26 protein-coding genes are annotated in these 24,814 nt (G+C 66.5%); 15 read left to right on the forward strand and 11 right to left on the reverse strand.

The genetic code is table 11. From position 1 onward, the window contains the following. Positions 1 to 130 precede the first annotated feature (130 nt). The 5 genes from R4P95_RS12780 to R4P95_RS12800 form a co-directional block, all read right to left on the reverse strand. On the reverse strand, positions 131 to 1,597 hold the full coding sequence (locus R4P95_RS12780; RefSeq protein ID WP_317744299.1) for an APC family permease: 1,467 nt from the start codon (positions 1,595 to 1,597) through the stop codon (positions 131 to 133). A 25-nt stretch (positions 1,598 to 1,622) separates the two neighbouring features. Continuing rightward, positions 1,623 to 2,555: an alpha/beta hydrolase gene (locus R4P95_RS12785; protein ID WP_317744298.1), complete on the reverse strand. Its 933-nt coding sequence runs from the start codon at positions 2,553 to 2,555 to the stop codon at positions 1,623 to 1,625. Between the two features lie 131 nt (positions 2,556 to 2,686). After that, positions 2,687 to 3,700, reverse strand: coding sequence for a ketol-acid reductoisomerase (gene ilvC / locus R4P95_RS12790; protein ID WP_317744618.1), 1,014 nt, complete (start codon positions 3,698 to 3,700; stop codon positions 2,687 to 2,689). 143 nt (positions 3,701 to 3,843) lie between these two features. After that, entirely contained in the window at positions 3,844 to 4,599 is a 756-nt protein-coding gene (locus R4P95_RS12795) for an SDR family NAD(P)-dependent oxidoreductase (RefSeq protein WP_317744297.1), read from the reverse strand. 78 nt (positions 4,600 to 4,677) lie between these two features. Continuing rightward, the gene (locus R4P95_RS12800; RefSeq protein ID WP_317744296.1) at positions 4,678 to 6,009 is read right to left on the reverse strand and encodes an MFS transporter; all 1,332 of its coding nucleotides are present in this window, start codon (positions 6,007 to 6,009) and stop codon (positions 4,678 to 4,680) included. A 284-nt stretch (positions 6,010 to 6,293) separates the two neighbouring features. Here R4P95_RS12800 and R4P95_RS12805 point away from each other — a divergent pair, with 284 nt between their 5' ends. The 7 genes from R4P95_RS12805 to R4P95_RS12835 are packed head-to-tail and all read left to right on the forward strand — an operon-like array spanning position 6,294 to position 13,662. Further along, on the forward strand, positions 6,294 to 7,121 hold the full coding sequence (locus R4P95_RS12805; protein ID WP_317744295.1) for an IclR family transcriptional regulator: 828 nt from the start codon (positions 6,294 to 6,296) through the stop codon (positions 7,119 to 7,121). 54 nt (positions 7,122 to 7,175) lie between these two features. Further along, positions 7,176 to 8,345 (forward strand): acetyl-CoA acetyltransferase, encoded by a 1,170-nt coding sequence (locus R4P95_RS12810; protein WP_317744294.1) that lies wholly within the window; start codon positions 7,176 to 7,178, stop codon positions 8,343 to 8,345. 5 nt (positions 8,346 to 8,350) lie between these two features. Continuing rightward, positions 8,351 to 9,961, forward strand: coding sequence for an AMP-binding protein (locus R4P95_RS12815; RefSeq protein ID WP_317744293.1), 1,611 nt, complete (start codon positions 8,351 to 8,353; stop codon positions 9,959 to 9,961). Beyond that, positions 9,958 to 10,878, forward strand: a complete 921-nt coding sequence (locus R4P95_RS12820) for a PCC domain-containing protein (protein WP_317744292.1) — start codon at positions 9,958 to 9,960, stop codon at positions 10,876 to 10,878. The genes R4P95_RS12815 and R4P95_RS12820 overlap by 4 nt, the downstream gene beginning before the upstream one ends. Beyond that, on the forward strand, positions 10,875 to 11,714 hold the full coding sequence (locus R4P95_RS12825) for an SDR family NAD(P)-dependent oxidoreductase (RefSeq protein ID WP_317744290.1): 840 nt from the start codon (positions 10,875 to 10,877) through the stop codon (positions 11,712 to 11,714). The genes R4P95_RS12820 and R4P95_RS12825 overlap by 4 nt, the downstream gene beginning before the upstream one ends. Then, complete coding sequence (locus tag R4P95_RS12830) at positions 11,711 to 13,102, forward strand: FAD-binding oxidoreductase (RefSeq protein WP_317744289.1); 1,392 nt, start codon at positions 11,711 to 11,713, stop codon at positions 13,100 to 13,102. The genes R4P95_RS12825 and R4P95_RS12830 overlap by 4 nt, the downstream gene beginning before the upstream one ends. Next, a complete protein-coding gene (locus R4P95_RS12835) occupies positions 13,099 to 13,662 on the forward strand; it encodes a gamma carbonic anhydrase family protein (RefSeq protein WP_317744288.1) in 564 nt (187 codons plus the stop codon). Before R4P95_RS12830 ends, R4P95_RS12835 begins: the two co-directional genes overlap by 4 nt. Before the next feature lie 278 nt (positions 13,663 to 13,940). On the opposite strand, the gene R4P95_RS12840 is transcribed toward R4P95_RS12835, so the two are convergent. Next, positions 13,941 to 14,201, reverse strand: coding sequence for a hypothetical protein (locus tag R4P95_RS12840; protein ID WP_317744287.1), 261 nt, complete (start codon positions 14,199 to 14,201; stop codon positions 13,941 to 13,943). Between the two features lie 388 nt (positions 14,202 to 14,589). On the opposite strand from R4P95_RS12840, the gene R4P95_RS12845 reads away from it, so the two are divergent. The 3 genes from R4P95_RS12845 to R4P95_RS12855 all read left to right on the forward strand — a co-directional run bounded on the left by R4P95_RS12845 (position 14,590) and on the right by R4P95_RS12855 (position 17,018). After that, the gene (locus R4P95_RS12845; protein ID WP_317744286.1) at positions 14,590 to 15,135 is read left to right on the forward strand and encodes a recombinase family protein; all 546 of its coding nucleotides are present in this window, start codon (positions 14,590 to 14,592) and stop codon (positions 15,133 to 15,135) included. A 275-nt stretch (positions 15,136 to 15,410) separates the two neighbouring features. Then, on the forward strand, positions 15,411 to 15,857 hold the full coding sequence (locus R4P95_RS12850) for a hypothetical protein (protein ID WP_317744285.1): 447 nt from the start codon (positions 15,411 to 15,413) through the stop codon (positions 15,855 to 15,857). A 54-nt stretch (positions 15,858 to 15,911) separates the two neighbouring features. Then, positions 15,912 to 17,018, forward strand: a complete 1,107-nt coding sequence (locus R4P95_RS12855; protein ID WP_317744284.1) for a saccharopine dehydrogenase family protein — start codon at positions 15,912 to 15,914, stop codon at positions 17,016 to 17,018. A 4-nt stretch (positions 17,019 to 17,022) separates the two neighbouring features. On the opposite strand, the gene R4P95_RS12860 is transcribed toward R4P95_RS12855, so the two are convergent. The 4 genes from R4P95_RS12860 to R4P95_RS12875 all read right to left on the reverse strand — a co-directional run bounded on the left by R4P95_RS12860 (position 17,023) and on the right by R4P95_RS12875 (position 19,930). Next, the gene (locus R4P95_RS12860) at positions 17,023 to 18,165 is read right to left on the reverse strand and encodes a zinc-dependent alcohol dehydrogenase (protein WP_317744283.1); all 1,143 of its coding nucleotides are present in this window, start codon (positions 18,163 to 18,165) and stop codon (positions 17,023 to 17,025) included. Positions 18,166 to 18,193: 28 nt separating this feature from the next. Continuing rightward, positions 18,194 to 18,460 carry a hypothetical protein gene (locus R4P95_RS12865; protein ID WP_317744282.1) on the reverse strand — a complete coding sequence of 89 codons (267 nt, stop codon included), beginning with the start codon at positions 18,458 to 18,460 and terminating at the stop codon, positions 18,194 to 18,196. Positions 18,461 to 18,613: 153 nt separating this feature from the next. Continuing rightward, positions 18,614 to 19,603 (reverse strand): CopD family protein, encoded by a 990-nt coding sequence (locus R4P95_RS12870; protein WP_317744281.1) that lies wholly within the window; start codon positions 19,601 to 19,603, stop codon positions 18,614 to 18,616. Positions 19,604 to 19,645: 42 nt separating this feature from the next. Beyond that, positions 19,646 to 19,930, reverse strand: a complete 285-nt coding sequence (locus R4P95_RS12875; protein WP_317753825.1) for a helix-turn-helix domain-containing protein — start codon at positions 19,928 to 19,930, stop codon at positions 19,646 to 19,648. Between R4P95_RS12875 and R4P95_RS12880 the strand changes: the two genes are divergently transcribed. Then, positions 19,923 to 20,069, forward strand: coding sequence for a hypothetical protein (locus R4P95_RS12880; RefSeq protein WP_317753824.1), 147 nt, complete (start codon positions 19,923 to 19,925; stop codon positions 20,067 to 20,069). The genes R4P95_RS12875 and R4P95_RS12880 overlap by 8 nt on opposite strands. Before the next feature lie 139 nt (positions 20,070 to 20,208). Here R4P95_RS12880 and R4P95_RS12885 read toward each other — a convergent pair whose 3' ends face one another. Beyond that, complete coding sequence (locus R4P95_RS12885) at positions 20,209 to 20,799, reverse strand: TetR/AcrR family transcriptional regulator (protein WP_317744278.1); 591 nt, start codon at positions 20,797 to 20,799, stop codon at positions 20,209 to 20,211. Positions 20,800 to 20,879: 80 nt separating this feature from the next. Here R4P95_RS12885 and R4P95_RS12890 point away from each other — a divergent pair, with 80 nt between their 5' ends. Genes R4P95_RS12890 through R4P95_RS12905 form a run of 4 tightly spaced genes read left to right on the forward strand, consistent with a single transcriptional unit; the run spans position 20,880 to position 24,695 of the window. After that, a complete protein-coding gene (locus R4P95_RS12890) occupies positions 20,880 to 21,839 on the forward strand; it encodes a patatin-like phospholipase family protein (protein ID WP_317744277.1) in 960 nt (319 codons plus the stop codon). Next, positions 21,836 to 23,317 (forward strand): NAD(P)/FAD-dependent oxidoreductase, encoded by a 1,482-nt coding sequence (locus tag R4P95_RS12895; RefSeq protein WP_317744276.1) that lies wholly within the window; start codon positions 21,836 to 21,838, stop codon positions 23,315 to 23,317. Before R4P95_RS12890 ends, R4P95_RS12895 begins: the two co-directional genes overlap by 4 nt. Continuing rightward, entirely contained in the window at positions 23,314 to 24,162 is an 849-nt protein-coding gene (locus R4P95_RS12900; RefSeq protein WP_317744275.1) for an SDR family oxidoreductase, read from the forward strand. Before R4P95_RS12895 ends, R4P95_RS12900 begins: the two co-directional genes overlap by 4 nt. Before the next feature lie 26 nt (positions 24,163 to 24,188). Continuing rightward, on the forward strand, positions 24,189 to 24,695 hold the full coding sequence (locus R4P95_RS12905; protein WP_317744274.1) for a DUF4383 domain-containing protein: 507 nt from the start codon (positions 24,189 to 24,191) through the stop codon (positions 24,693 to 24,695). Positions 24,696 to 24,814 lie beyond the last annotated feature (119 nt).

A 24,814-nucleotide genomic window follows, 5' to 3' on the forward strand; every position in this document is an offset into this window, starting at 1 on the left:
TCTTTCTGTTCCGGCTCACAGCGCGTGCTCGAGCCGGTGCGGGGGCCAAAGGTGGGAAGCCTAGCGTTGAGGCACGCGCTCTGATCGCCGGCTCCCGCCTCTGACTGGGCTCAGTAGGTACGGTCTGTGCTCATTGGCGACCGATCCGTTGATAGATGTCCGGCTTGGTACCCTCTAGCCGCATCGCGACGAGGAATCCGCTGATGAAGACTCCGTACACGATCGCGATCAGCAAGCTGGACAACCACATCACGCCGCCGGTGTGCGCCGAGAAGTCGACGATCGACATCACCACGGACCATCCGAAACCAATCAGCGCCACGAACGGCGCTACGAACGAGGCGAAGACGTGACCTCTCCACTTGTCGTGTCGGATCAGGTACACCGGTACCGCGATGGAGGTGAGGACCATCACGGAGATGCCTGTCAATGCCGCGATCCCCAGCAGTGCGCCGTAGAACACCATTGAGTCGATCCCCGCGACGACCACAATCAGATTGGCGATCAACACCGCGACGCTCACCACCATGGACGCTCGATACGGTGAACCGAACCGGGAATGCGCCACGGCGACAGAGGGTGATACGACCCCGTCCGCACCCAGGTTGAAGAGATACCGCGCTGCCACGTTATGCGCGCAGATGATGACGGCCAACGAGCTCGTCACAAGCAGGACGGTGGCGACATCGAGCAGGAGGCGTCCGCCGAACTCGAGGATCGTCGCGTCGAACGCGGCGGTCCCCTCGGCTGTGGACACCGCCACGGCGTCGTCGACACCGAGGGCGTTCACGTAGAGCCAACTCGTACCTGCGTACAGGACCACCGCGAACACGATCAGCCCGAACGCCGCACGCGGAATGGTTCGTTCCGGCCGCTTCACTTCGTCGCGGAACAACACCGTCATCTCGTAACCACCGAACATCGCGCACGCAAGGAGCAGCCCGTTGGCGAACGAACCGTCGAACCAGTGCGCCGGTGCGAACGGTGCTGTGCTGAGGCCATCGGCACCGCCGGCAGCGAAGACGACGACGTCGTACACGATGACAACGACGATCTCCAGGCTCAGGATGACGGCCATCACTTTGGCTGACACATCGATACGCAGGTAACCCAGGACACCTACCAGCGCCCAGATGAGGAAAGCCCACACGTACCACGGGAGACTGGGGCCGTTGAAAGTGCTGGAAACGAGCGAGCCCACGGACGTGCCGGCGAATGCGAGATATCCGCATGCGCAGGTGAAGTACGCCAGGAGCATCGTCAATCCCGCACCCAGTCCCATCTTCCTTCCCAGCCCGGCGCTCACGTAGGCATAGAACGCCCCGGGGCGATCCAATACGGCGGACATCCTGAGAAAGGTGGTTGCGAAGCAGGCCACGACAGCACCGCCCACGATGAAGATGAATGGCGTCCCAATTCCGTTCCCGGTCGCGACCATGATCGGAATGACGCCCATGACAATAACGAGCGGAGCATTGAATGACATGATGCTGAAGAACAGTCCGAACGTGCCCAGGGAGCCCTTCAGGGCCGTGGAGTCGCCGGCTGTCGACGGGATCGTATTACCGGACCCCGCTACGGTGGTAGTTGTGCTCACCTAAATCTCCAATATCTCATCTGATTCAGTAGGTCTTCGCGGTGGCCGGATGATCCCGCCACAACCATCGGAGCGTTCGGGGGAACTCGAAGCCGCCGTGACGCAATGTGTGTCCGCCTTCACCGAAGACGAACTTGTAGTCGTAGTAACTCCACTCGAGCGCGGCAGCCATCTCGCGGTTCGCCGCGACGAGGTCGCCGAACACGACTCGGGCATCTCGTCGACCGGTCTGCATCCAGATGCGAATTGGCTTACGCGGGGACCGGCGAACCTCCGGAATGTGATTGTGTCCACCACGGATGTCGACGAACGACCCGCAGTGAGAGATCACATTTCTGAACACGTCCGGCCGATGCCACGCCGCAGTGAACGCCGCGTTCCCACCGGAGCTGTATCCGACGATGACGCGATCGGCGGCCTCGGAAGAGACGTTGAGATGCCCGATCGCCGCGGGGAAGAACTCGTCCACCAAGAACTGAACCCAGGTGTCGTCGATCGAATCGAACTCGATGCTCCGGTTATCGGAACCGCCGAAGATGGGGTATCCGGGCCCGGTCTTGCCTGCGTCGATGAACAGGGCGGCGGTGAGGGGAATCAGCCCCTCGGCGTTCAGGTTGTCCAGCGCTGCGATGGCACCGAAGTCGGCGGCGAGGTACTCGTACGCATCCAGGAACACAATGAGCGCCAAGGGGACGGATCCATCGTATTGGCTGGGAACGTACAGCGTGTAGTCCCGCTCGACCCCCGGATAGGACACCTCGCTTCGATGCGTGTGCTGGGTGACACTTCCCTGTGGAATGCCCTCGCGCCGACGTGAGTACGGGCTGAGACTGTACTCGGGCAGGATGTCGTCGCATGCCGCGTATCCCATGCGATCCTCGACGGTCATATTCTTGTCGGCGAACCATTCCTCGTCCGAATTCGACGGGTTTCCGGCATTACCGTGCCCAGCAGTCACCACGATTTTCCTTTCCTATTGAAACGCGTCACCGGTCTATATCGATCGGCAGATGACAAAGCTCCGGCTCGTGACCGGCTCGATGAGACGGTGTCGATGAACTGGGTGTCCGGCGGAACCAGGGCATGTGCTCAGGTGGTTTCGGTGATCGGCCGGTCGACCCAGCTCATCATCTCGCGCAGCTTCTTGCCGGTGACCTCGATGGGGTGCTCGGCGTTGGCCTTGCGCAGACCCTCGAGCTCGGTGTTGCCGTTCTCGACATTCGCGACGAGGCGGCGGGTGAACTCACCGGACTGGATGTCGGCGAGGATCGCCTTCATGCGCTCCTTGGTGCCGGCGTCGATGACGCGCGGGCCGGAGAGGTAGCCGCCGAACTCCGCGGTGTCGGACACCGAGTAGTTCATGCGGGCGATGCCGCCCTCGTACATGAGGTCGACGATGAGCTTGAGCTCGTGCAGCACCTCGAAGTACGCCATCTCGGGCGCGTAGCCGGCCTCGACCATGACCTCGAAACCGGTCTTGACCAGTTCCTCGGTGCCGCCGCAGAGCACTGCCTGCTCGCCGAAGAGGTCGGTCTCGGTCTCTTCCTTGAACGTGGTCTCGATGACGCCGGCGCGGGTGCCGCCGATGGCCTTGGCGTAGGACAGCGCGAGCGCCTGGCCCTCACCCTTGGGGTCCTGGTCGATCGCGATGAGCGCGGGAACACCCTTGCCGTCGACGAACTGACGGCGAACCAGGTGGCCGGGTCCCTTCGGGGCGACCATGCCGACCGTGACGAACTCCGGGGCCTTGATCAGGTCGAAGTGGATGTTGAGGCCGTGTCCGAAGAACAGCGCGTCGCCGTCCTTCAGGTTGGGCTCGATGTCGCCTCTGAAGATCGACGCCTGAGCGGTGTCGGGTGCGAGCACCATGATCACGTCTGCCCACTCGGACACCTCGGCCGGCGTGCCGACCGTCAGGCCCTGCTCCTCGGCCTTGGCGCGCGACTTCGAGCCTTCCTTCAGACCGATGCGGACATCGACGCCCGAATCGCGCAGGCTCAGCGAGTGCGCGTGGCCCTGGCTTCCGTATCCGATCACAGCGACCTTACGGCCCTGGATGATCGACAGATCGGCATCGTCGTCGTAGAACATCTCGACTGTCATGGTGCTGGTTTCTGCGGTGAGCACGTGTGCTGCTTTCCTTCACTGTGATGGTCCGGCCGATGGGATGAGCCGATCCCTGTTGGTTAACGATGTTGTGCTGCAACGAAGTTGCGTCCAACTGCGCATTCGCAGCGTCGGGACTGTCAGTCACTGAGCATGCCGGCGGCGATGAATCCGCCGTCGACGGGGATGACGTGGCCGTTGATGTAGGCCGCGTCGTCGGAGGCGAGGAAGCTGACGGCACCGGCGACTTCACCGGTTGTGCCGTAGCGCTGCGCCGGAACCAGGCGGTTGTACGCTTCGCGGGTGGCCGGGGTGTGCACGGCCTGAGACAGCGGGGTATCGATGGGGCCGGGCGCGACGGCGTTCGCGGTGATGCCGTGCGGGGCCAACTCGACTGCTATCTGGCGGGTCAGGCCGATCAGACCCGCCTTCGAGGTGCCGTACGCGGTGCGCCCTGCACCGGCACGTATCCCGCTGATGGAGGCGATGTTGATGATGCGCCCCCATCGCTGTTCGAGCATCAGTCGGGCGGCCTGCTGCGAGCACCGGTACGCCCCGGTGAGATTAACGCGCAGCGTCGCTTCCCAATGATCGTCGGGGTAGTCGAGGAAGGGGAGCGTCTTGGCGATACCGGCATTGTTGACCAGGATGTCGCAGCGGCCGTAGGTTTCGGCAACCCACTTGAAGCCGGCCTCGATCGAGGCGCGGTCACCGATGTCCATCGTCAGTGCGTCCGCGCTCATGCCGCGGCTGGTCATGTCGGCCGCGAGACTCTGCGCGGCATCGTGATTCAAGTCGGCCAGGACGACGTGCCGCCCGTGTTCACCGAGTCGTTCGGCGATGGCGGCCCCGATCCCTGCCCCGGAGCCGGTGACAAGGGCAATGCGTTCTTTCATCGTGGTTCCTGCGTTCTTTCGTGGCGGTCAGGGGGTGCGGTGCCGGGTGCTGCGGTGACGCCCGCGCCGGAGCGGTCTTCAATGGGGATGGGGTGCGTGCTCCGGGTTGGCCCCCGTGTGCTGTCCGGCGTCGTCGGATTCAGCGTGTGTCTTGGTGCGCCGGGCGTCGAGGATCGCCACGATCGCCGCGGCGAGGATGACCCCGACGCCGATGATCCAGAAGCCGGAGGCGGTGTTGCCGGCGGTGGCGACCAGACCGATGAGCAGGGGTCCGACCAGGCCGCCGAAGTTTCCGCAGAGGTTGACGAAACCGACGGAGGCCCCGGCCTGGTTGCGCGGGACGATCTGCATCACCCAGGTCCACCAGAGTGCGAGGGCCGCGAAGATGGAACCGGCGGCGACGACGAGCATCGCGAAACTGAAGACCGCTCCGATGTGCACGAAATGCGGGACGATCATGGCGGTGCCACAGACCGCGAGGGGCAGTGCAATGAACGAGCCGAGGGAGCGGCCACTGGCGACGGCGCGCTTGGTGACGAGATACAGGGCCAGGGTGCCGACGAGGAACGGGATCGCGGTCAGCAGGCCGACGAGGAACGAGCCCTGTCCGGTGAGGTCGCCGATGACCGTGGGCAGCCAGAGCGTGAGTGCGTAGATCCCCATCACCCAGAAGAAGTAGATCAGCGCCAGCAACCACACCACCGGCCGCATGAAGACGTGCAGCAGGGTGGATTCGTCGGTGGTCTCCACGGTGCGCGTGGCCAGGATGTGGTCCCGTTCCGCGGCGCTGATCCGCGGGTGGTTCTCGGGCTTCTCGGTGGCCGTGAAGTGCAGCCAGGCAGCGACGAGGATGGCGGGGACGGCTTGGATGATGAACATGGCGCGCCAGTTGGTGACCTCGATCAGCCACCCGGACAGTGGGGCCATCACCGCCGAGGACAGCGGCACGGTGTACATCGTCAAGGCGACGGCGAGACCGCGTTCGCGGGAGGGAAACCAGCTGATGAACATCACAGCGAAAGCCGGGAAGATGGCGCCCTCGGCGAGGCCGAGGACGATGCGTGCCGCCATCAGCACCGGCAGGTTGTTGACGACACCGGTCACGGCCGCGGACAATCCGATGACGACCATGCAGGCCACGATGATGGTCTTGGCGTGTCCCTTGCCGGCCCAGGCGCCGGCGGGCAATCCGCTGACGACGTAGCCCCAGAAGAACGCCGAGAACACCAGGCCCATCGCGGCCGCGCTCAACTGCAGTTCGTCGGCCATGTGCGGGGAGGCGACACTGATGTTGGTGCGGTCCATGAAGCAGATGAAGTAGGTCACGAACAGCGGGATACCGACGCGCGCCCATCGAACCTGTCGGATATCGATGCGTGGTGGCCGTTCGGCCGCGGACGACGAAGTCATTGCGGGATCCTGTCTTTCCTGAGCAAGGGCCGGAAGAAGTTGGCGGGATCTGCACCGCCCCCTTCTTCTCGGGGAAGCAATGGGCGTGACCTGAGTCACGATCTGGTGTGACTGTGTGCCCTCCTGGGCTGCGGCGTCAAGCAGGCAGGCAAACGCCCAGGAAAACGATCCACATTATGAAATTGTTGACCGAGATCCAGATCACCTTCTACTGTCGTTTGCATGGCCAGCAGGCCGATCATCCATTCCACTCTTGCAAACTGCGAGCTCAAGGGGATTTCACAATGCGGAACGATTCCACCGAATCGGTGTCGGCCCGGGCCGGCCGGGACGCGCTGCCGGGTTCGCAGAGTGTGCGCCGCGCCCTCGATCTGCTGTCGATGGTGGCGGGCTTCGACCGGGTCGGCGGGTTGTCCCTGGCGGAGCTGGCCTCCGAGAGTGGACTCAGCAAGCCGACGGTGCACCGGTTGTTGTCGGAGTTGGTCAGCACCGGCTACCTCGAGCAGGCGCAGGACCGGCGGTACCTGCTCGGACCGGAGGCGTACACCGTGGGCAGCGCCGCCGAACGGCGGCACGGACTGCAGCAGCAGGCTCTGGCCTCGGTGGTGCGGCTCGCGCAGGTCTCCGAGGACGCCGCGTTCATCTCGGTGCGCCGCGGCACCCACTCGGTGTGCGTGCACCGGGAAGAGGGAACGTGGCCGATCCGCAGCCATGTACTGCAGGCCGGTGACCGGTACCCGCTCGGCGTCGGAGCGCACGGCATGGCCCTGCTGGCGGCCCTGCCGCCGCAGGTCGCCGCGAGTGTGATGGCGGCCAATGCACCCGAACTCGCCCAGCGCTATCCCGAGCTGACCCCGGACCGGTTGCTCGAACAAGCCGAGCGGACCCGGCGACGCGGTGGCATCGCGGTCAATGAGGGCATGGTCGTCCCCGAATCGTGGGCGATCGGAATCGCCGTCCTCGATGCCCACGGCGAACCCGCACTCGCGCTGAGCATCGCGGCCATCAGCTCCCGGATGGGACCGGACCGGCAAGCGCGGCTGGCGATCCTGCTCAAGGAGGAAGCCGCGCGGCTCGCCCCCACACTGCGCACCGAATCCTCAGCCATCTAACTACCACCGTCTGCGGCACCAGCCCGTCGCCGCACCACTGACAACGGAGAGAACATGACATCTCGTACCTCCATCATCGGATGGGACCACTCGAAATTCGGCAGACTCGATCAGCCCGACGTGACTGCGCTGATCGGGTCCGTCGTTCCGGGAGCACTCACCCACGCCCAGGTGGCACCCGATGAGGTCGACGGCATCTTCGTCGGCGTCTACAACAACGGCTTCTCCGACCAGGACTTCCCGGCGTCCCTGGTGTCCCTCCCGATGCCCGAATTCCAGCACACACCGGCGATGCGCGTGGAAAATGCTTGTGGCACAGGAAGCGCCGCGATCTATGCGGCGTGCGACTTCATCGACTCCGGGCGCGGTGACGTCGCGTTGGTCATCGGCGCCGAAAAGATGACCGCCGTCGACACCCCCCGCGCCGGGGAAATCCTGCTCTCGGGCTGCTACCGGCCCGAAGAATCGAACGTCACCGGCGGATTCGCCGGTGTCTTCGCCGGGATCGCCCGCGCCTACGCCGAACGGTACGGGGATCCGAGCGCGGCGATGGCCGCCATCGCCGCCAAGAACCACCACAACGGCATGAGCAACCCGTACGCCCAGCTGCACAAGGATCTCAGCTTCGAGTTCTGCAACAGCGTCTCCGACAAGAACCCCTACGTCGCGCAGCCGCTGCGGCGCACGGACTGCTCGTTGATCTCCGATGGCGCGGTGGCACTGGTAATCACCAGCGCCGACCGCGCGAAGACCGCCCCGCGCCGGGTGGCGTTCCGCGCCCGTGCCCACGCCAACGATTTCCTCCCGCTCTCGCGCCGCGATCCGATCGAGTTCGCCGGGGCCCGCCTGGCCTGGAACCGGGCGCTCGCGCAGGCGGCGACCTCGACCGTCGACCTCGACTTCATCGAAACCCACGACTGCTTCACCATCGCCGAACTCATCCAGTACGAGGTGTTCGGGCTCACCGAGCGCGGCCGTGGCCACGAGGTGGTCGACGAGGGACTGGCCCTGCCCGACGGCAAGCTGCCCATCAACCGGTCCGGCGGTCTGAAGGCGAAGGGCCATCCGATCGGCGCCACCGGGGTGTCGATGCACGCGATCGCTGCCATGCAGCTCACCGCCGAGGCCGGCACCTTCCAGCTGCCCACCGCGGACCTCGGCGGCGTGTTCAACATGGGCGGTACCGCCGTCACCAACTATGCCTCCGTCCTGGAGAGGTGGTGACCAGCATGTCTACCCTCGAGACCACCACCACCGCCCCGCAGCGCACCACCAATTTGGCCACTCTGCTGACCCAGACCGCCGCCCGGCTGCCGCACCGGCCCGCCATCATCCGCGGTGACACCACCTGGACCTGGGCCCGGCTCGACGCACGCGTCAGCGCCCTCGCCGCCGCGATGCGCGGCCACGGACTGGGCGCCGGATCGGTGGTGCTGCTGCACAGCCCCAACTGCATGGACACCCTCACCGTCTTCTTTGCTACCTGGCGGCTCGGCGCGATCATCGTCCCCACCAACTGCAAGCTGGTACCCGAGGACGTGATCCCCCTCGCTCAGACCGTGGCACCCGACCTGGTGATCTGCCACGACACCTGCGCCGCCCACGCCCAGGCCCTGAACCGGTACGAGACGTGGGCGATCGGCGACGACCGCGACGCCGCGCAGTTCGGCAGCGCGCACGTCGCCGAACTGATCGACAAGCACCAGACCGACCCCGTGAGCGTCGACGCCCCGGTTCATGTCGGGACCCCGGCCTGGTACTTTTTCACGTCCGGGACCAGCGGACGGCCGAAGGCCGCGATGCTCACCCACGACCAGATGGCGTTCGTGGTCACCAACCATCTGTGCGATTTGATGCCGCACCTGACCGACCGCGACGCCACCCTCGCGCTGGCGCCGCTCTCGCACGGCGCCGGGGTCCACGTTCTCACGCACATCGCCCGCGGCGCCGCGGTCGTGCTGACCACCAGCGACACCCTCGACGCCGACGAGGCGTGGGCGCTGATCGACCAGCACTCCGTGTCGACGATGTTCACCGTCCCGACCATCCTCAACAAGCTCGTCCAGGCCGCCGACAATCACGATCCGGCCACCAGCAGCCTGCGCTACGTCGTCTACGCGGGTGCCCCGATGACCTCGCGTGACCAGCGGATCGCCCTGGACGTCCTCGGGGAGGTCCTGGTCCAGTATTACGGCCTGTGCGAGGTAACCGGCAACATCACCGTCCTGCCGCCTGAGCTGCACGGCAAGACACCCGAACGCGACGGCATCGGCACCGCCGGCTACGCCCGCACCGGCATGACCATCAGCATCCAGGACGACGATGGCCGAGAACTGCCCGCCGGTGAGCGCGGCGAGATCTGCGCCGCCGGGCCGGCCGTCTTCGCCGGCTACCTCGACAATCCCGAGGCCAACCGGAAAGCGTTCCGGGGCGGCTGGTTCCGCACCGGCGACCTCGGCTACCTCGACGAGTCCGGACTGCTGTACATCACCGGCCGCGCCTCGGACATGTTCATCTCCGGTGGCTCGAACATCGACCCCCGGGAAGTGGAGGAAAAGCTGCTCAAGCACCCGGACGTCGTCGCCGCCGGAGTCGTCGGCGCCCCCGACCCGACCTGGGGTGAAGTCGGATACGCCCTGTGCGTGCTGCGCCCGGGATCGGAGCTGACCACCGACGAGCTGGCGACCTGGTGCCGAACGAACATGGCCCGCTACAAGGTGCCCAAGCGGATCGAATTCATCTCCGCACTGCCCACCTCCGGATACGGCAAGGTCACCACGATCCTGCTCAAGGCGGAGTTCATCCGGTTGGGGCTGTGGCCCGGAGAGGCCGCCTCGTGAGCACCACCGACACCTCCTCGCTGACCGGAGTACCGCGACTCACGCACCCGGGTCCACCCGCGGCCCAGCGGGTGGAGGACTATCCGGCCACACTCCACCACGTCGACACCGAACTACTCGAGGGCCGAGCCCTCCTCCCGGCACTCCATGACGCGGTGTTCGCACGCGGATTCGCCAGCGCCTTCGGGGAACTGCGCGGAGGAACATTCGCTGAATTCGACTACTACATTCCCTCGATCTGCCACGCAGGCACGAGTGTGGCCACCTTCAGCGAACCCCGGCGCGGACACGGACCCGCCGCGTTCGTCCGGGGCGGGGTGACCATCGGTAAGCGTGACGGCAAGGTCTTCGCGCACTGCCACGCCATGTTCGTCGGCGCCGACGGCATCATGCGCGCCGGACACCTCATCCCGGACTCCGTGGTGCTCGGCGCGGGCGTGCGGGCCGACCTGTACGCCACCGCCGACGTCGCGATGACGGTGACCCCGGACCCGGAGATCAACTTCCCCGTGTTCCAGCCACAACCAGTCCATGAACCCACCACCACCTACGTAGGCGGGATGCGCTCGGTCGTAGCCCGCATCCACCCCAACGTCGATATCGTGGCCGCCGTCGAACACCTCGCCGAAACCCACGGGTTCGACACCGCGATCGTGCGCGGCAAGGTCGGCTCCTTCGTCGGCGCCACCCTCACCCAAGGCGACCAGATCGTCACCGCACCCGGGCCGGCGACCGAAGTGATGTACCTCGACGGGGCGGTCACCCGAGACGCTGACGGGCGGCCGCACGCCGAATTATCCTGCGCCGCAGTCGCCGTCGACGGCAACGTATACACCGGCTCGGTGGTGCGCGGCCACAACCCGATCGCCATGACCTTCGAACTCGCCATGTCCGAACCAGGAAGCACCCTCCCATGACCGACACACTCCGACAGTCCATCCCGCCGCGCACCACCGGTGACACCTCACTCGAGGGGAAAATCGCCCTCCTGTTCGGGGCCGGTACCGCCGCCGACGGGTGGAGCAACGGTGGCGCCGCCGCACTGACCTACGCCCGCGCCGGTGCCACCGTCATCTGCGGCGACATCGACGCCGCGGCAGCGAACCGCACGGTGGACGCCATCACCGCCGACGGCGGCAAGGCCACCGCGCTGCAGGTCGACGTCACGGCCGAAGACTCCGTGGCCGCCGCCGTCGCCACCGTGATCGACCAGCATCACCGTCTCGACATCGCGCACAACAACGTCGGCGTGACGAAGATGGGCGATCCCGTCAGCCTCTCCACCGAAGACTGGCGCCGCGCGCTCGACATCAACCTCACCGGCGTCTTCCATTCCTGCAAGTACGTGCTGCCCCATATGCGTCAGGCCCAAGCGGGGGTCATCATCAACATCTCGTCACTGGCCGCCATCCGGCACACCGGACTGCCCTACAGCTCGTACTACGCGGCCAAGGCAGCGGTCAACCACCTGACCAGCACACTCGCCGTCGACGAAGCCGCCCACGGCATCCGCATCAACGCCATCATGCCGGGACTGATCGACACCCCCCTGATCTACCGCCAGATCGCCGGCCAGTACGCCGACGCGGACGAGATGGTCGCAGCCCGCAACGCAATCGCCCCCATCGGCCGCATGGGCACCGTGTGGGAACTCGCCAACGCCGCCCGCTTCCTGGCCAGCGACGACGCCAGCTACATCACCGGCGTCTGCCTGGCCGTCGACGGCGGACTCGGAACGCGGTGCATGGCATGACCGACACCCTGACCACCGGCGCACCACCGGCCGCACTGCTCGACGCACTCCCCACCGCCTGCACCACAACCGACCCCGCCATACTCGAAACGTACTCGCGTGATCAGGCCAGCTGGGCCGCCCACGGCACCCCGATTGCACTCGTCCGCCCCACCACCAAAGACGAAGTGCAACAAACGATCCGCGCCTGCTACGAGCACCGAGTGCCCGTCGTCGCCCGCGGCGCCGGCACCGGTCTCGCGGGAGCTGCGAACGCCGTCGACGGCGCCGTGGTGATCTCGTTCGAGAAAATGAACCGCATCAAGACGATCGACACTCTCGAACGCTTCGCCGTCGTCGAACCCGGTGTCGTCAACGACGACCTTCGCGCCGCCTGCGCCGCCGAAGGGCTCTGGTATCCACCCGACCCGGCGAGTTCCCCCTGGTCCACCCTCGGCGGGAACGTCGCCACCAACGCCGGCGGTCTGTGCTGCGTCAAGTACGGCGTCACCAGGGACTACGTACTCGCCCTCGAAATCGTCACTGGAACCGGCGAACTCACCACTGTCGGTCGCCGCACCGCCAAGGGCGTCGCCGGCTACGACCTCGTCGGACTCCTCACCGGATCCGAGGGCACCCTCGCCATCGTCACCGAGATCACCGTCCGCCTGCGCCCCCGACAAGCACCACCGACCACAATCGTCGGCTCCTTCGACTCCACCGTCGACGCCGGAAACGCCGTCCGCGCCATCGCCCGCGCCGGACTCACCCCGGCCGCCCTCGAACTCATGGACCGCCACTGCCTCGAAGCGATCGATCAGTGGAAGAAGATGGACCTGTCCACCGACGCCAACGTCCTACTCCTCGCCCGCACCGACACCCCCGGCGGCACCGGTACCGAGGAAGCCGACGCCATCGTGGAATGCTTCACCAGTGCCGGCGCCACCTGGGCAATGCGCTCGAGCGATCCCGACGAGGCCGAAGCTCTCTTCGCCGCCCGCAAACTCGCCTACCCCGCCGTCGAACGACTCGGCAACGTCCTCACCGAAGACGTGTGCGTGCCGAAAGAGCAACTGCCCGCCATGCTCGCCGCGGTCGAGGACATCGCCCACCGCAACAACACCCTCGTCGCGACCATCGCCCACGCCGGCGACGGCAACCTCCACCCGCTCATCGTCACCACCCCCGGCGACACCAACCAAGAAGCCCGCGCCCACCGGGCATTCGAGGAAATCATGGACGTCGCGCTCGACCTCGGCGGCACCATCACCGGCGAGCACGGCATCGGCACACTCAAAATGAGTGGCCTCACCCGGGAACTGCCACACCCGGTCCGAGCAATGCAGACCGCCATCAAGAACGCCCTCGACCCGCGCGGCATCCTCAACCCCGGAAAGGTCCTCGAATGACGACCTCGATCACCATCAACGGGCACACGCCCACCGTCGCCGCCACCGCCTGGGTGGCACCGAACGCCACCCTCATCGGTGACGCACACCTCGGCGAAGAAACCAGCCTCTGGTACAACGCCGTCGTACGCGCCGACGCCAACCGCATCACCATCGGCTCGCGCACCAACATCCAAGACGGATGCGTGCTCCACGCAGACCCCGGAGCCCCTCTGACCATCGGCTCCGGAGTATCCGTCGGACACAACGCCGTCCTGCACGGCTGCACCATCGACGACGACGTCCTGATCGGCATGGGCGCGATCGTGATGAACCACGCCAGAATCGGACGAGGAACCATCATCGCGGCCGGTGCCCTGGTCTCCGAAAGCGTCGTCATCGAACCGAACTCACTCGTCGCGGGCATACCCGGCAAAGTTCGGCGGAGCTGCAACCCAGACGAACTCGAGCAGATCCGGTGCAACGCCGATAACTACGTCAAGAGAGTGGCCCACTACACCCCGCATCCTGACGGTAGCTGTCCTAGTATCGTCATCCCCAAAGGTGACGTCGCTGGGTGATGCGTCGCGTGACATCAGCCGACATAAGTCGAGAAAATGTACAAGAGCCCTTGGACAAAGACGTGCTTGGATGCTAGCGGTTATGTCTGGGCACGCGACGAGCCTCGAGCTCCCACGTCATCAGCTTGATGTAGATCCTTGGTTTCATGCGGGATGGCACCGTGGGATTCTGAGCTATGCTTGCTAGGTTGGACAGCTGCTTCGCGTTATTCTCGCTAATCCAGCCTCCAGTAGGAGGCCGAAAATTCCCTCTAAGCCCGGTCTCGAAACAATGTCGTTCAATATCGGCGCTGCTTCTTCCGATTTTCCATCGAAAACCAGAATTCTTTTCGGACGATGATCTCCATGGAGCCGTTCACGTTGCACGTCGCTCGGGGACGATCCACTCCCCGGTCGAACCGCCCCATCACGAAAATTTCGCCACTCGCCTGATTCTGCGCGTTGCGCTTCAGCTTTAGCCTCATTTTCTCGATGACCTTCTGCGCCTCGCGTATCCTGTTGGCGACGTCGCCCTGGTCGTACTCCTCGTCGGGGGACAACTTCAGTCATCGCAAGGCCGACGGTGGCTATCTTTGGCCGAAATTAGCGGCCGAAACCAGATCGGCCCGCTTGAGGTTTGCGGTCGGTCGGCCTTTGCCGCCGTGACATGCCGGCGAAGGGGCCGCAGCGTATCGCGATCTCAAAAGGACGTTTCGATCGAACGTTTCAGAAACGGTCGTTACTGAGACGGTCAGAGCTGAGACACCGGCCGGAATCGGGTGTCGCCGGCCGGGCATCGTCCTGGACGAGCCCGACGGCTGCTCGACAGACGTTCTGGTGCCGAATCGACCATAGGCGTTATCAAACTGTGATGTGTCTCAGAAACCCGTCTCACCCTCTCAGGTGCCCACTGGAGCGTGTCAGACGTTTCTCGGACAGTCATCGCCTGTGAGCGCCGTATTCGGGTATCTGAGGGTAAGTGGCACCGATCAGGTGCTGGATTTGCAGAGGGACGCTCTGGCGGCCGCCGGGTGTTCGAGAGTCTGGGAGGAAGTGGCGAGCGGTGCCAAGAAGGACCGTCCCGAACTGCTGGACCTACTCGGGCACCTTCGCGCCGGCGACACCCTCGTCGTGTGGCGCCTGGACAGGCTCGGGCGATCGTTGAGCCATCTGATCGAGACGGTCGAAGGCCTCCAGGAACGCGGGGTGGCATTCAAATCGCTCACGGAGACGATCGACACTTCGTCTCCCGGTGGGATGCTTATCTTTCAAATCTTCGGCGCGCTAGCGCAATTCGAAAGAGCGTTGATTCAGGAGCGGACGGTCGCCGGACTCGCTGCAGCACGGGCCAGGGGGAGGGTCGGTGGGCAGCCCAAGGCAATCGACGCAGCGAAGGCACGTCATATTCGACAGATGATCGAGGCCGGGACCCCGAAGAGCGAAATCGCCTCAGTTCTGGGGATCGGTCGCGCGACGCTGTACCGGCATCTCTAGGCCCTGTAGTCGTTGAGGCGTTTGCCCCAATGGCGACAGTGTTTGTGCAGCGCTTCTGAAACTCGATCCGCAGAGGTTCGAGGCAGACTGAGAACGGCTGGGGCCCTGTCGAACTGGCGGAGTCCCAACTGGTTGGACGTCTCAGGCACCTCTCACTACTCAACAATGTCGGGACGATCAGGGTGGATCCTCTTCCCGCCACTGGGCGGCTTCGGCCAGTCGATCTCGAAACGTGCGCTCTTGAAACTGAAGCAAGTCGTCGTTAGTGTCCGTGCATGACGACTTCAGGGGTGGGAAGCGAGCCGAGACATTTGAACGCACTCGGGGCGATCATGGTCTTCAGTGTCGTGTCGACGGGGGTCCATTTCGCACATAATTTCGTGATGGCGGAGGACTACCCGCCCGTCTGGCCGTTCTTCCCCAATGCCTTGGCTTACCGCGTCGGCATCGTCGTCTTCTGGCCGCTCCTGACCTACCTCGGCATTCGGGCCTTCCGACGCTATCGGGCGGGCAAGACGCGCGGCGTTCCGTCCGGCTTGATCGCGTTCGGTCTCGCCGGCGCCGTGTCGCCGCTCCACTTCACCGGCGGGGTTCCGCAGATCCCACCGTTCTTCATGGCGACCATCTTCACGGATGCCCTCTCGGGGCTGCTGCTGTTCGGTTTCGCGGGCTGGCTCGTCTACTCGACCCGTTCGGCCGCACGGCGCCCCGCCGCCGCCTGACCGCCGTCGACACTGCTCTTGTTTCGAAAGCACCGTTCGTGTTGACTGCGCTTCATGAACCCTTCGCAGCATCACGTCTCCGAGTCCGGCCCGACCGATCGTCCGCGAGTTCTCGTCTACGGGATCTACGGGTACACAGGCGCACTCGTCGGCCGGGAATCGGTATGCCGCGGCCTGAATATCACCGTGGCCGGTCGTGACCGCGCCCGGACCGAGGCGGCGGCGCGTGACCTCGGGGTTCCCGCGCGCGTCGTCGCTCTCGACGACGCTGCCGCGCTGGACGCGGCACTCGCGGACATCGACATCGTGGCGCACTGCGCCGGACCGTACGAACGGACGTCGGCGCCGATGGTGGACGCCTGCCTCCGCACGGGGACCCAGTACCTCGACCTCACGGGGGAGGCGGACGTCTTCGAATCCATCTACCAGCGTGACTCCGACGCCCGCGCCGCCGGAATCGCGCTCGTACCCGGAGTCGGATTCGATGTGGTTCCCACCGACCATCTAGCGGCAGTCGCGATCCTGGAGCTTCCTGGCGCCACCAGCGCGGACGTCGCCGTCATCAGTCGCGGTGGCTTCAGTCGCGGAACGTTGACCACGGCGCTGCTCGGCATGGCGGCCGGGAACAAGGTCAGGTCCGAGGGGCGGTTCGTACCCACGGCACACAGTCATCGGATCATCACGGTGGACCTGCCCGGTTCACGGAAGACCACCGTCGGAAGCACTCCGCTGGGCGATCTCGCGTCGGCAGCGCGCACGGCAGGACTGCGTAACGTCACCACGTTCACAGCGCTGCCCGGCGCGGCGATGTTGCGACGGTTCGACGTACCGATGCGCCGGTTCCTCGGCCTGCGCGGTGTGGGTGAGGCACTCGAGAAGCTCCTCAGCGCGGTGCCGGGACCATCCGAAGAGGCTCGGGCCCGCACGCGCAGCGCGGGCTGGGTGCGGCTGACCGACGACGCCGGGCGCAGCGTCGTGCGATCGATCGAGGTGGACAACACCTACGCGTTCACCGCGAAGTCCATGGTGCAGGCGGTGTTCGCACTGTCCGCACGGCCGGTGGTCGGAGCGCTGACACCGTCGCAGGCGTTCGGGGCCGACTTCATCGACACCATTCCCGGTGTCGAGCTCATCCGAGGGATCGTCGCCGACGTGTCGTGACGTGTCAGCCTGTGGCCGGTGTCGACAGCGGATCGCGGTGCAGGACGAGCTTCGTCGTCTTCTCCGCGTACGCGCGGGGGGCGTCGTCGAAATTCGCCAGCAGGCTGGTGACGCGTTCGGCAGGGAAGTCGTTGCGGTGGATCCACTCGAGCACCTCGGGCAGGACCGCGCGGGGATGTGAGACGCCGATCTTGAGGGTGATGTCGGTGGCGTACATGTGCATCAACGGCGTTCCGGTGTTGGTGCGCACGTAATAGCCCACGGCGGTGCAGATTCCGCCGGGTGCGACCGATCGGATCGCGTATCGCAGTCCCGCGGTGCTGCTCGACGCCTCGACGACGATGTCGTAGGTGCCGCGGGGGTCGGTCGACTTCGGTGAGCGTTCGAACGCGCGGGCACCGAAGTCCTCCGCGATGCGGCGGCGTCGGCTGCTGGAGTCGAGGAAGTCCACCGTGCCGGCCCCGTGCGCCACGGCCAGCCCCGCGGCGTAGAGGCCGATGGACTGCGCGCCGCCGCCGACGACAAGCACCGATGCCCCCGGATGTGCTGCGAGATGCGGGACGACCGTCCGCCATCCGTCGCTGAGGTTGTCCGACGCCGCCGCCACCCGGAGGGGATCGAGCCCGGCGGGGAGGGGGACGAGCATGTGGTCGGCGTGGGGAACTCGGATGAGATCGCTGACCATGCCGCCGTAGGTACCGCTGGACGGCCCGAAACCGTAGGCCGCCAGCGTGCTCTCGCCGCCGGCGGTCGCCCGAGTGGTGGTGCACTTCGACGTCAGGCCGCGCCTGCATGCGGCGCACTGCCCGCAGGAGACCGACCACGGTACGACGACCTGGTCTCCGATTCGTAGATCGGTGACGTCGGCTCCGATCTCGACGACCTCGGCGACGCACTCGTGACCCACCGCGAACGGGCTCTGGAACGGACGCGCGCCGCAGATGTGGCCGACTGCCGGGTCGATGAGTCCGGTGCGTAGACCGGCTTGCATCGCACGCGAGACTCGGTTGTGGATCGGGAGCACGTCACCGTCGCATCGGCTCATCACGAACGGCCGCACGACGGCGTCGGTCGGGAATTCCAGTGTCGGGGTGGGGCGGTCGATCCAGGCGAGCGATCCGGCACCGAGGAGATTGAGCTCGCGCACGAGGGGTCCTTTCGTGGAACGGGTCGGGTCAGCGTGTGATGACGGCACGCATGCCGAGAACGGCGCCGTACGCGGCGAGCCCCGCCCACCCGAGGCTGCGGGTGCGCGGAACCGCTATGGCGATGCCGATCAGGGTCTCGGCCACACCATTGCGGAACGTCCACGTCTCAGTGTTCTCGGGGTAGACGAGGGTGGTGATGCCGCGAAATGCTTGCGGTGCAACGAAATGCGCCACCCCGGTGGCGGCGATCGCCAGTCCGCCGAGGACGGGTGCGGAGCTCGGGACGTCAGTCATGTGAATCCTTCGGAGGGTGTGGGGTCGATTGTGCAGGCAGTCCACCAGCAATGCGCTCTAAAATCAAGAGCATCGTATCCGCGGCGCGGCGGCTGTCGGGCGGCGGGAGTTCAGGTACACCTCGACCTCGGGGCGAAAACCCCGGGTCGGCGGTCATGCCGGAGGCGGAGTCCCGGACAAGACCGCCGCCGCGGCGGTGGCCGTGATCACCAGCAGCGAATGTCCGGCCGCTCGGCGGACCGACAGCTCGTCGGGCCCACCCCCGCCGGTCTGCGACGGGCCCACCCACACACGGCGCAGGCGGCGCGCGGCCAGAACGACCACCAGCAGCACGGCGGCCTTGACCACGAGCAGGCGGCCGTAGTCGTCGTCGACCAGCGATCGCGGAGTGTCGAGACGCAGAACGGCCAGGGTGATCCCGGACGCAGCTGTCACCACGGCGCACCAGAAGGCCACACGAGTGTGCGTGGCCAGGAACCTCGCCCAGGCGCGGTCACCGCGGACCACGACGATCGCCGCGGCCAGCGGCCCGAACCACAAGGCGGCCGCGACGAGGTGCACCGCGGCGACGACGGCGGCGGGGCCCGATCCGCTGTGGCCGCCGAGCCCGCCAACCGCTGTGGTGACGAGTGCCGTCGTCCACACCGTCCATGGCGACCAGCCCTGTCCACCCCGGTAGGTGTCGACGGCGATACCGGTGACGACCACGGCTGCGACCACCTGTCCGAGTGCGACCTGCGCCGGCGTGATCACGTGAAGGGCGGCCTCGACGTCGCCGGCGGTCAGTGTCAGCAAGGATCGTCCGACGGCGTCCCCCGTCGACACCCAGAGGGAGGCGAGACCGGCGACGGCCCAGAAGCATGCGACGGCCGCGAGGGCGAGCCAGGCCCGCTCCTTCTCCCGGCCGGAGTCCGAGGAGGGTGTCCGGCGCCCGATCAGCATGATCGTGGTGAGGCCCAGTGCGAGAGCGGATCCCAAATCGTCGCAATAGCCGGACAGCGTACGGGTGAGCGGTGTGTCCACCAGCGTGGCCAGGAGCACGGCCGTCGTGACGCCGACCGCGGACACCGCCACCAGAGCGCTCGATCGGCGCACCGAGTGGCGGGGAGTGTGCGTCGAGCGCTCGGTACCACGCAAGGTCATGGCCAGAGTCAACCGGATGGCCACTCCGATCGCGAGAGAAGATCAGTCGACGGGCGGGGCGGGGAGGCGCAGAGCCCAGTCGTGCGCCCACTCCAGTAGGGGGCGGCCGGCGTCGAGGAGCCCTCGACCGTCGTCGGTGAGTCGGTACCCGTCGTCGGAGCGTTCGACGAGCCCGACCTCGCGAAGTTCCTGGAGCCGGGAGTTCAGGGTGTTGGCGGCCATCCCGTCCGCGAGGTCCTGTAGTACCCGGAACGTCGCGGGGCCCTCGCGCAACGACCACAACACGGCCAGGGCTCCCCGGCGCCCGAGGAGGTCGAGCGTGACCATGATCGGCCGCCCCGAGCGCGATCCGCGGACAGGTCGCCCGGGCCGTGGTGTCGCGCTGCTCATGCACGTCACGATACCGACGGGCCGCACGACAGCCGGGGTCGGCACGGGCTTCGCCGATTACGGCATGCTCTTGTAAATAGAGCGTCGGTCGGGTTGACTGACAATCGTTGTCGAGCGGGATCGACCGGAAACAGGAGCGCGCATGAGTGCAACCGCACGGTGGATCGACGGGACTCGGGTCGACATCACCTCCGGGCGGGACGCGCCGGGTGCGATCAGGTCTGCGACACCGCTTCCCTGACGACGTCGACGAGTGCGGATACGGGGAGTTCGGGGTCGTACGCGCGCTGGACGCCGAGACCGATGCCGACGGCGAGCAGGCGAACGGCGAGGGCCTCGCCGGACGGGGTCAGTCGAACGCCGAGTTCGTCGGCCTGACGGTCGATCACCTGTGCCAGAGCTGCCGTCACGTCGCGTCGACGGCTGGTGAGCTCGGTGCGCACACCGTCGATGGTGCGCGAGGCCGTGGCGAACTCGACCTCGAGCACGGTCCATCCCTCGTCGCCGATATATTTCTGCGCCCACGATTCGAAGGCAGCGATCCGCTCGTCCAGGCCGCCACCTGCGGAGACGGCCTCGGCGAGTGATGCCGCCCGAGCGAAGCGCACCCGATCGAGCACCTCGAGGCCGAGGTCGTACTTGGTGGCGAAATTCGAGTACACCGCACCCTTCGAGTAACCCGCCTCGGCGGCCACCGCCTCGAGGGAGGTGGCGTTGTACCCGTTCGACAGGAACATCCGCTCGGCGGTGGCGAGCAACTGCTCGCGCGTGCGGGCATGGCTCTGCTGGCGCGTCAGTCTGCTCATGGGGACGATCCTAACAATTCACATACCGGCAGAACCCAAATGGGCTTCCGCCGGTATTCGAATACTGATAGTCTTCCAATATGACGAGGACGGGATTGGCCATCGGGTGCGGCGGCACCCTCGGACACGCGTGGTCGGTGCAGGCGCTCGCGACGGTGCAGGACGCACTCGGGTGGGACGCCAGAGACGCCGAGGTGATCATCGGCACCTCGGCGGGAGCCGAGATCGCGGTGGCGCTCGGCGCGGGGGTACCGGTGTGGGAACTACTCGACTCGCTCTACGGGAGCACCGACGTGCGGCCCGAACTGCTCGCGCACCGGGCGGCGCGAGTGCGCCGACTTCCGCCGCGGCCGTCCCCCCGCCTTCCCGCGACCGGCCTGGTGCGCGCCGGGCTTCGTCGTCGGTCGGTCTGTACCGCTGTTGCCGGACTGCTGCCCAGCGGCCGCGACGACGCGTCCTGGCTCCGGTCGTTCGGCGACTCGCTGGCCGACGATTCCTCGTGGGTCGCACACCCGAATCTCTGGTTGGTCGCTGTGGACGCCGCGTCGGGCGACCGCGTGCCGTTCGGCGCGCCGGGGTCGCCACCTGCCCGGCTCGGCGACGCACTGGCCGCATCCTGGGCCATCCCCGGATGGTTCCCGCCGGTCCCGATCGGCGGACGACGCTACGTCGACGGTGGTGCCGTGTCCTCGGTGTCCGCCGACCTCCTCGCACCGCTCGGCCTCGACCGCGTCGTCGTCATCGCGCCGATGACCAGCGCGACTCCCGTACCCGGCCGTGGCGCCGAACGGATCGAACGTCTGCTGCGACGACAGATGACCACCGGCCTCGATCGTGAGATCGCTCGACTGCGGGCCACCGGCGTCACCGTCAGGCGAATAGAACCGGGGCCCGACGAACTCGCCGCGATGGGCCCCAACCTGATGGACGCCCGTCGCCGCGCACGCACCCTCGCCGCGTCGCGTGTCGCTCTTCCCGACCGTGTCGCCGCGGCGCTCGCACCCTCGACCACCACTTCGACTCGTAGAGGACCCTCATGACCACCCACCACGACGTCATCGTCATCGGAGCCGGCATCTCCGGCATCGCCGCGGCGATCAAATTGCACGAGGCCGGCGTCGACGACGTGCTCGTCCTCGAGAAGTCGACGACGTTCGGCGGTACCTGGCGAGCGAACACCTATCCCGGCTGCGCCTGCGACGTGCCCTCGGGGCTGTACTCCTACTCCTTCGCCCCCAACCCGGACTGGTCCCGTATCTACGGAACACAGCCGGAGATCCTCGCCTACGTCGACGGCGTCGCCCGCGACAACGGGCTCGACGAGTGCACCCGCTTCGACACCGAGGTGACGGAGGCGCACTGGGACGAGGCGAGGTCGGTGTGGACGGTCGCCACCGCGGACGAGACCTTCACCGCCCGATTCCTCGTGGCGGCCGCCGGGCCGTGGAACGAGCCCAAGATCCCCAACCTCCCCGGTCTGGCCGACTTCACCGGCACGGTCTTCCACTCCGCGCAGTGGAACCACGACCACGATCTCACCGGCCGCAGCGTCGCCGTGGTCGGCTCGGGCGCATCGGCCGTGCAGTTCGTGCCGCAGATCCAGCGCGTCGTGGGAGAGTTGCACCTGTTCCAGCGCACCGCGCACTGGGTGCTCCCGAAGCCGGACCGTCGGATGGGGCCGCGCGCACGCTGGGCCATGCGGCACCTCCCGATCGCGCATCGCCTGCAGCGCGCCGGTGAGTACGCCCTCATGGAGGCGGTGGGCGCGGCGTTCCGCACGCCGAAGCCGTTGATGTACGCGCTGCAGGCACTCGGACGGCGTCACCTGCGGCGCAGTGTCCCCGATCCGGTGCTGCGGGAGAAGCTGACCCCGCGGTACCTGCTCGGGTGCAAGCGAATCCTGTTCTCGAACAACTACCTTCGTTCTCTGAACTCGCCGAACGTCACGGTGCACGCCGGCGAGGTGACCGCCGTGGAGAAGGACGCCGTGATCGGCAGCGACGGCACCCGCACCCAGGTCGACACTCTCATCCTCGGGACCGGATACCACATCCTGGACATGCCGATCGCGCATCTGGTCCACGGAACCGACGGGCGCAGTCTGGCGGAGCACTGGTCGGGTTCTCCCACAGCGTATCTCGGCACCTTCGTCACCGGGTTCCCTAACGCGTTCCTGCTCCTCGGACCCAGCCTGGGATCGGGCCACACCTCCGCCTTCACCGTCGCGGAGACCCAGGTCGCGCTCGTCGTCTCGGCCATCACCGCCGCCCGCGATCGCCGGTGGCAGACGCTCGAGGTCGAGCCAGGGGTCGTCGACGACTACATCGAGCAGGTGCAGTCGGCGCTGCAGGGCACCGCCTACACCGCCGCCACCTGCAACAGCTACTTCCTCGATGCCAACGGGCGCAACAGCTTCAGTTGGCCGTGGTCGACACACGAGATGACGCGCCGAGTGGGCGCGTTCGACCCGCAGGACTACATCGTCACCACCTCGGACCGGGAGGTCACCGCATCATGAAGCGTTATCCCACACTGGCTCCGCACGATGCTCTCGTCGTCGTCACCGGCGCCGCTCGCGGTATCGGGCTCGAGACCGCCAGGGCCTTCGCGGCCGCGGGTGCCCATGTCGCCCTCGGCGATCTCGACGGTGACCTCGCCCGCACCGAGGCCGCCGCGATCGGACCGGGCGCATCGGGCCACCATCTCGACGTGACGGATCGAGAATCGTTCGCCGACTTCCTCGACGAGGCTCGCCGGCAATCCTCCCGACCGCTGCACGTACTGGTGAACAACGCCGGCGTCATGCCCAACGGCAGGTTCCTCGACCAGACCGGCGCCACCGATCGCATGATTCTCGACGTCAACGTCGTCGGTGTCATCCACGGCACTCGACTGGTCCTGCCCGAGATGATCGAACGTGGGCGCGGCCACATCGTCAACGTCGCATCCCTTGCGGGCAAGTTCCCCATTCCCGGCCTCGCGGTGTACAACGCAAGCAAGTTCGCCGCCGTCGGGCTGTCGGCCGCCCTGCGAGCGGAGTATCAGGACACCGGTGTCAGCATCAGCACAGTGCTGCCGGCTGCCGTGCGTACCGACCTCACTGCGGGAATCGATTACGGCGCGTTGCCCGCCGTGGGCCCGAAGACCGTCGCCGCGGCGATCGTCCGCACGCTCGAGACACGACGAGCCGAGACGTCCGTGCCCGGGTACCTCGGCGCGGTGGCCAAGGTCCTCACGCTCCTGCCCGAACCCGCGATGCGGCAACTCCGGCAGGCGATGCACGACGACGCGGCGATCACGCGTGTCGACGACGACGCACGCCGTACCTACCTCGACCGACTCGACACCCAGCGTCGACCGTGACACTCACCCCTGAGAGGGAGAAGAACATGCTTCTGTCCATCCGCAGTGGAATCATCCGGTACGCCACCGCGATGACCTCGTCCCGAGTCCAATTCGGTGTCTTCGTCACCGCCCTCTGGTTCACCAGTAACGGCCCGGCCGCTTATCTGATCTACCCGGAGATGTTCTCGCGCGGGATGGAGAGCACCACCACCATCGTCTTCGGATTCATCCCCGTCACCCTCAACTACTGCCACATGCTCTGCCATCTGATCACCGGTCTGATCGGGTTGGTGGCGGTCACCCGCAGATCGTGGGCGGTCGTGTATGCCCTGGCCGGCGGCACCTACTACATCGCCTGGGGCATCCTGGGACTCGCGGGCGGTGACCACGTCCGCCACCATCTCGGGGTCGACACCTTCGGGTCGTGGGTGCACGTCGTCGAAGGCACCATCCTGTTCGTCGTCTTCATCGTTCACAAGATGACGGCGCAGGACCACCGCGCCGGCGGCCGCGACGCCCGGCCACACGAAGCCGCCGACGCACGTGCATGACCTCTGGGCCGCTCGCGGGCGAACAGCGGCGCACCGCTTCCGCATCGGTGAAACAGGCCGCCGACATCGACATCCACGCGAGGAGTCCTTCATGCGTAGCTCGGTCACGCACTACATCG

The sequence above is a fragment of the Rhodococcus sp. IEGM 27 genome (assembly GCF_033142305.1).
Lineage (GTDB): Bacteria > Actinomycetota > Actinomycetes > Mycobacteriales > Mycobacteriaceae > Rhodococcus_F > Rhodococcus_F oxybenzonivorans.

Bases quoted from the DNA above. Each gene is read 5' to 3' on its own strand.
- R4P95_RS12795 (WP_317744297.1), bottom strand. From the start codon at position 4,599: ATGAAAGAACGCATTGCCCTTGTCACCGGCTCCGGGGCAGGGATCGGG.
- R4P95_RS12830 (WP_317744289.1), top strand. From the start codon at position 11,711: ATGACCGACACCCTGACCACCGGCGCACCACCGGCCGCACTGCTCGAC.
- R4P95_RS12810 (WP_317744294.1), top strand. From the start codon at position 7,176: ATGACATCTCGTACCTCCATCATCGGATGGGACCACTCGAAATTCGGC.
- R4P95_RS12815 (WP_317744293.1), top strand. From the start codon at position 8,351: ATGTCTACCCTCGAGACCACCACCACCGCCCCGCAGCGCACCACCAAT.
- R4P95_RS12835 (WP_317744288.1), top strand. From the start codon at position 13,099: ATGACGACCTCGATCACCATCAACGGGCACACGCCCACCGTCGCCGCC.
- R4P95_RS12855 (WP_317744284.1), top strand. From the start codon at position 15,912: ATGAACCCTTCGCAGCATCACGTCTCCGAGTCCGGCCCGACCGATCGT.
- R4P95_RS12875 (WP_317753825.1), bottom strand. From the start codon at position 19,930: ATGGTCACGCTCGACCTCCTCGGGCGCCGGGGAGCCCTGGCCGTGTTG.
- R4P95_RS12825 (WP_317744290.1), top strand. From the start codon at position 10,875: ATGACCGACACACTCCGACAGTCCATCCCGCCGCGCACCACCGGTGAC.
- R4P95_RS12890 (WP_317744277.1), top strand. From the start codon at position 20,880: ATGACGAGGACGGGATTGGCCATCGGGTGCGGCGGCACCCTCGGACAC.
- R4P95_RS12800 (WP_317744296.1), bottom strand. From the start codon at position 6,009: ATGACTTCGTCGTCCGCGGCCGAACGGCCACCACGCATCGATATCCGA.
- R4P95_RS12895 (WP_317744276.1), top strand. From the start codon at position 21,836: ATGACCACCCACCACGACGTCATCGTCATCGGAGCCGGCATCTCCGGC.
- R4P95_RS12865 (WP_317744282.1), bottom strand. From the start codon at position 18,460: ATGACTGACGTCCCGAGCTCCGCACCCGTCCTCGGCGGACTGGCGATC.
- R4P95_RS12905 (WP_317744274.1), top strand. From the start codon at position 24,189: ATGCTTCTGTCCATCCGCAGTGGAATCATCCGGTACGCCACCGCGATG.
- R4P95_RS12885 (WP_317744278.1), bottom strand. From the start codon at position 20,799: ATGAGCAGACTGACGCGCCAGCAGAGCCATGCCCGCACGCGCGAGCAG.
- R4P95_RS12870 (WP_317744281.1), bottom strand. From the start codon at position 19,603: ATGACCTTGCGTGGTACCGAGCGCTCGACGCACACTCCCCGCCACTCG.
- R4P95_RS12900 (WP_317744275.1), top strand. From the start codon at position 23,314: ATGAAGCGTTATCCCACACTGGCTCCGCACGATGCTCTCGTCGTCGTC.
- R4P95_RS12805 (WP_317744295.1), top strand. From the start codon at position 6,294: ATGCGGAACGATTCCACCGAATCGGTGTCGGCCCGGGCCGGCCGGGAC.
- R4P95_RS12850 (WP_317744285.1), top strand. From the start codon at position 15,411: ATGACGACTTCAGGGGTGGGAAGCGAGCCGAGACATTTGAACGCACTC.
- ilvC (WP_317744618.1), bottom strand. From the start codon at position 3,700: ATGACAGTCGAGATGTTCTACGACGACGATGCCGATCTGTCGATCATC.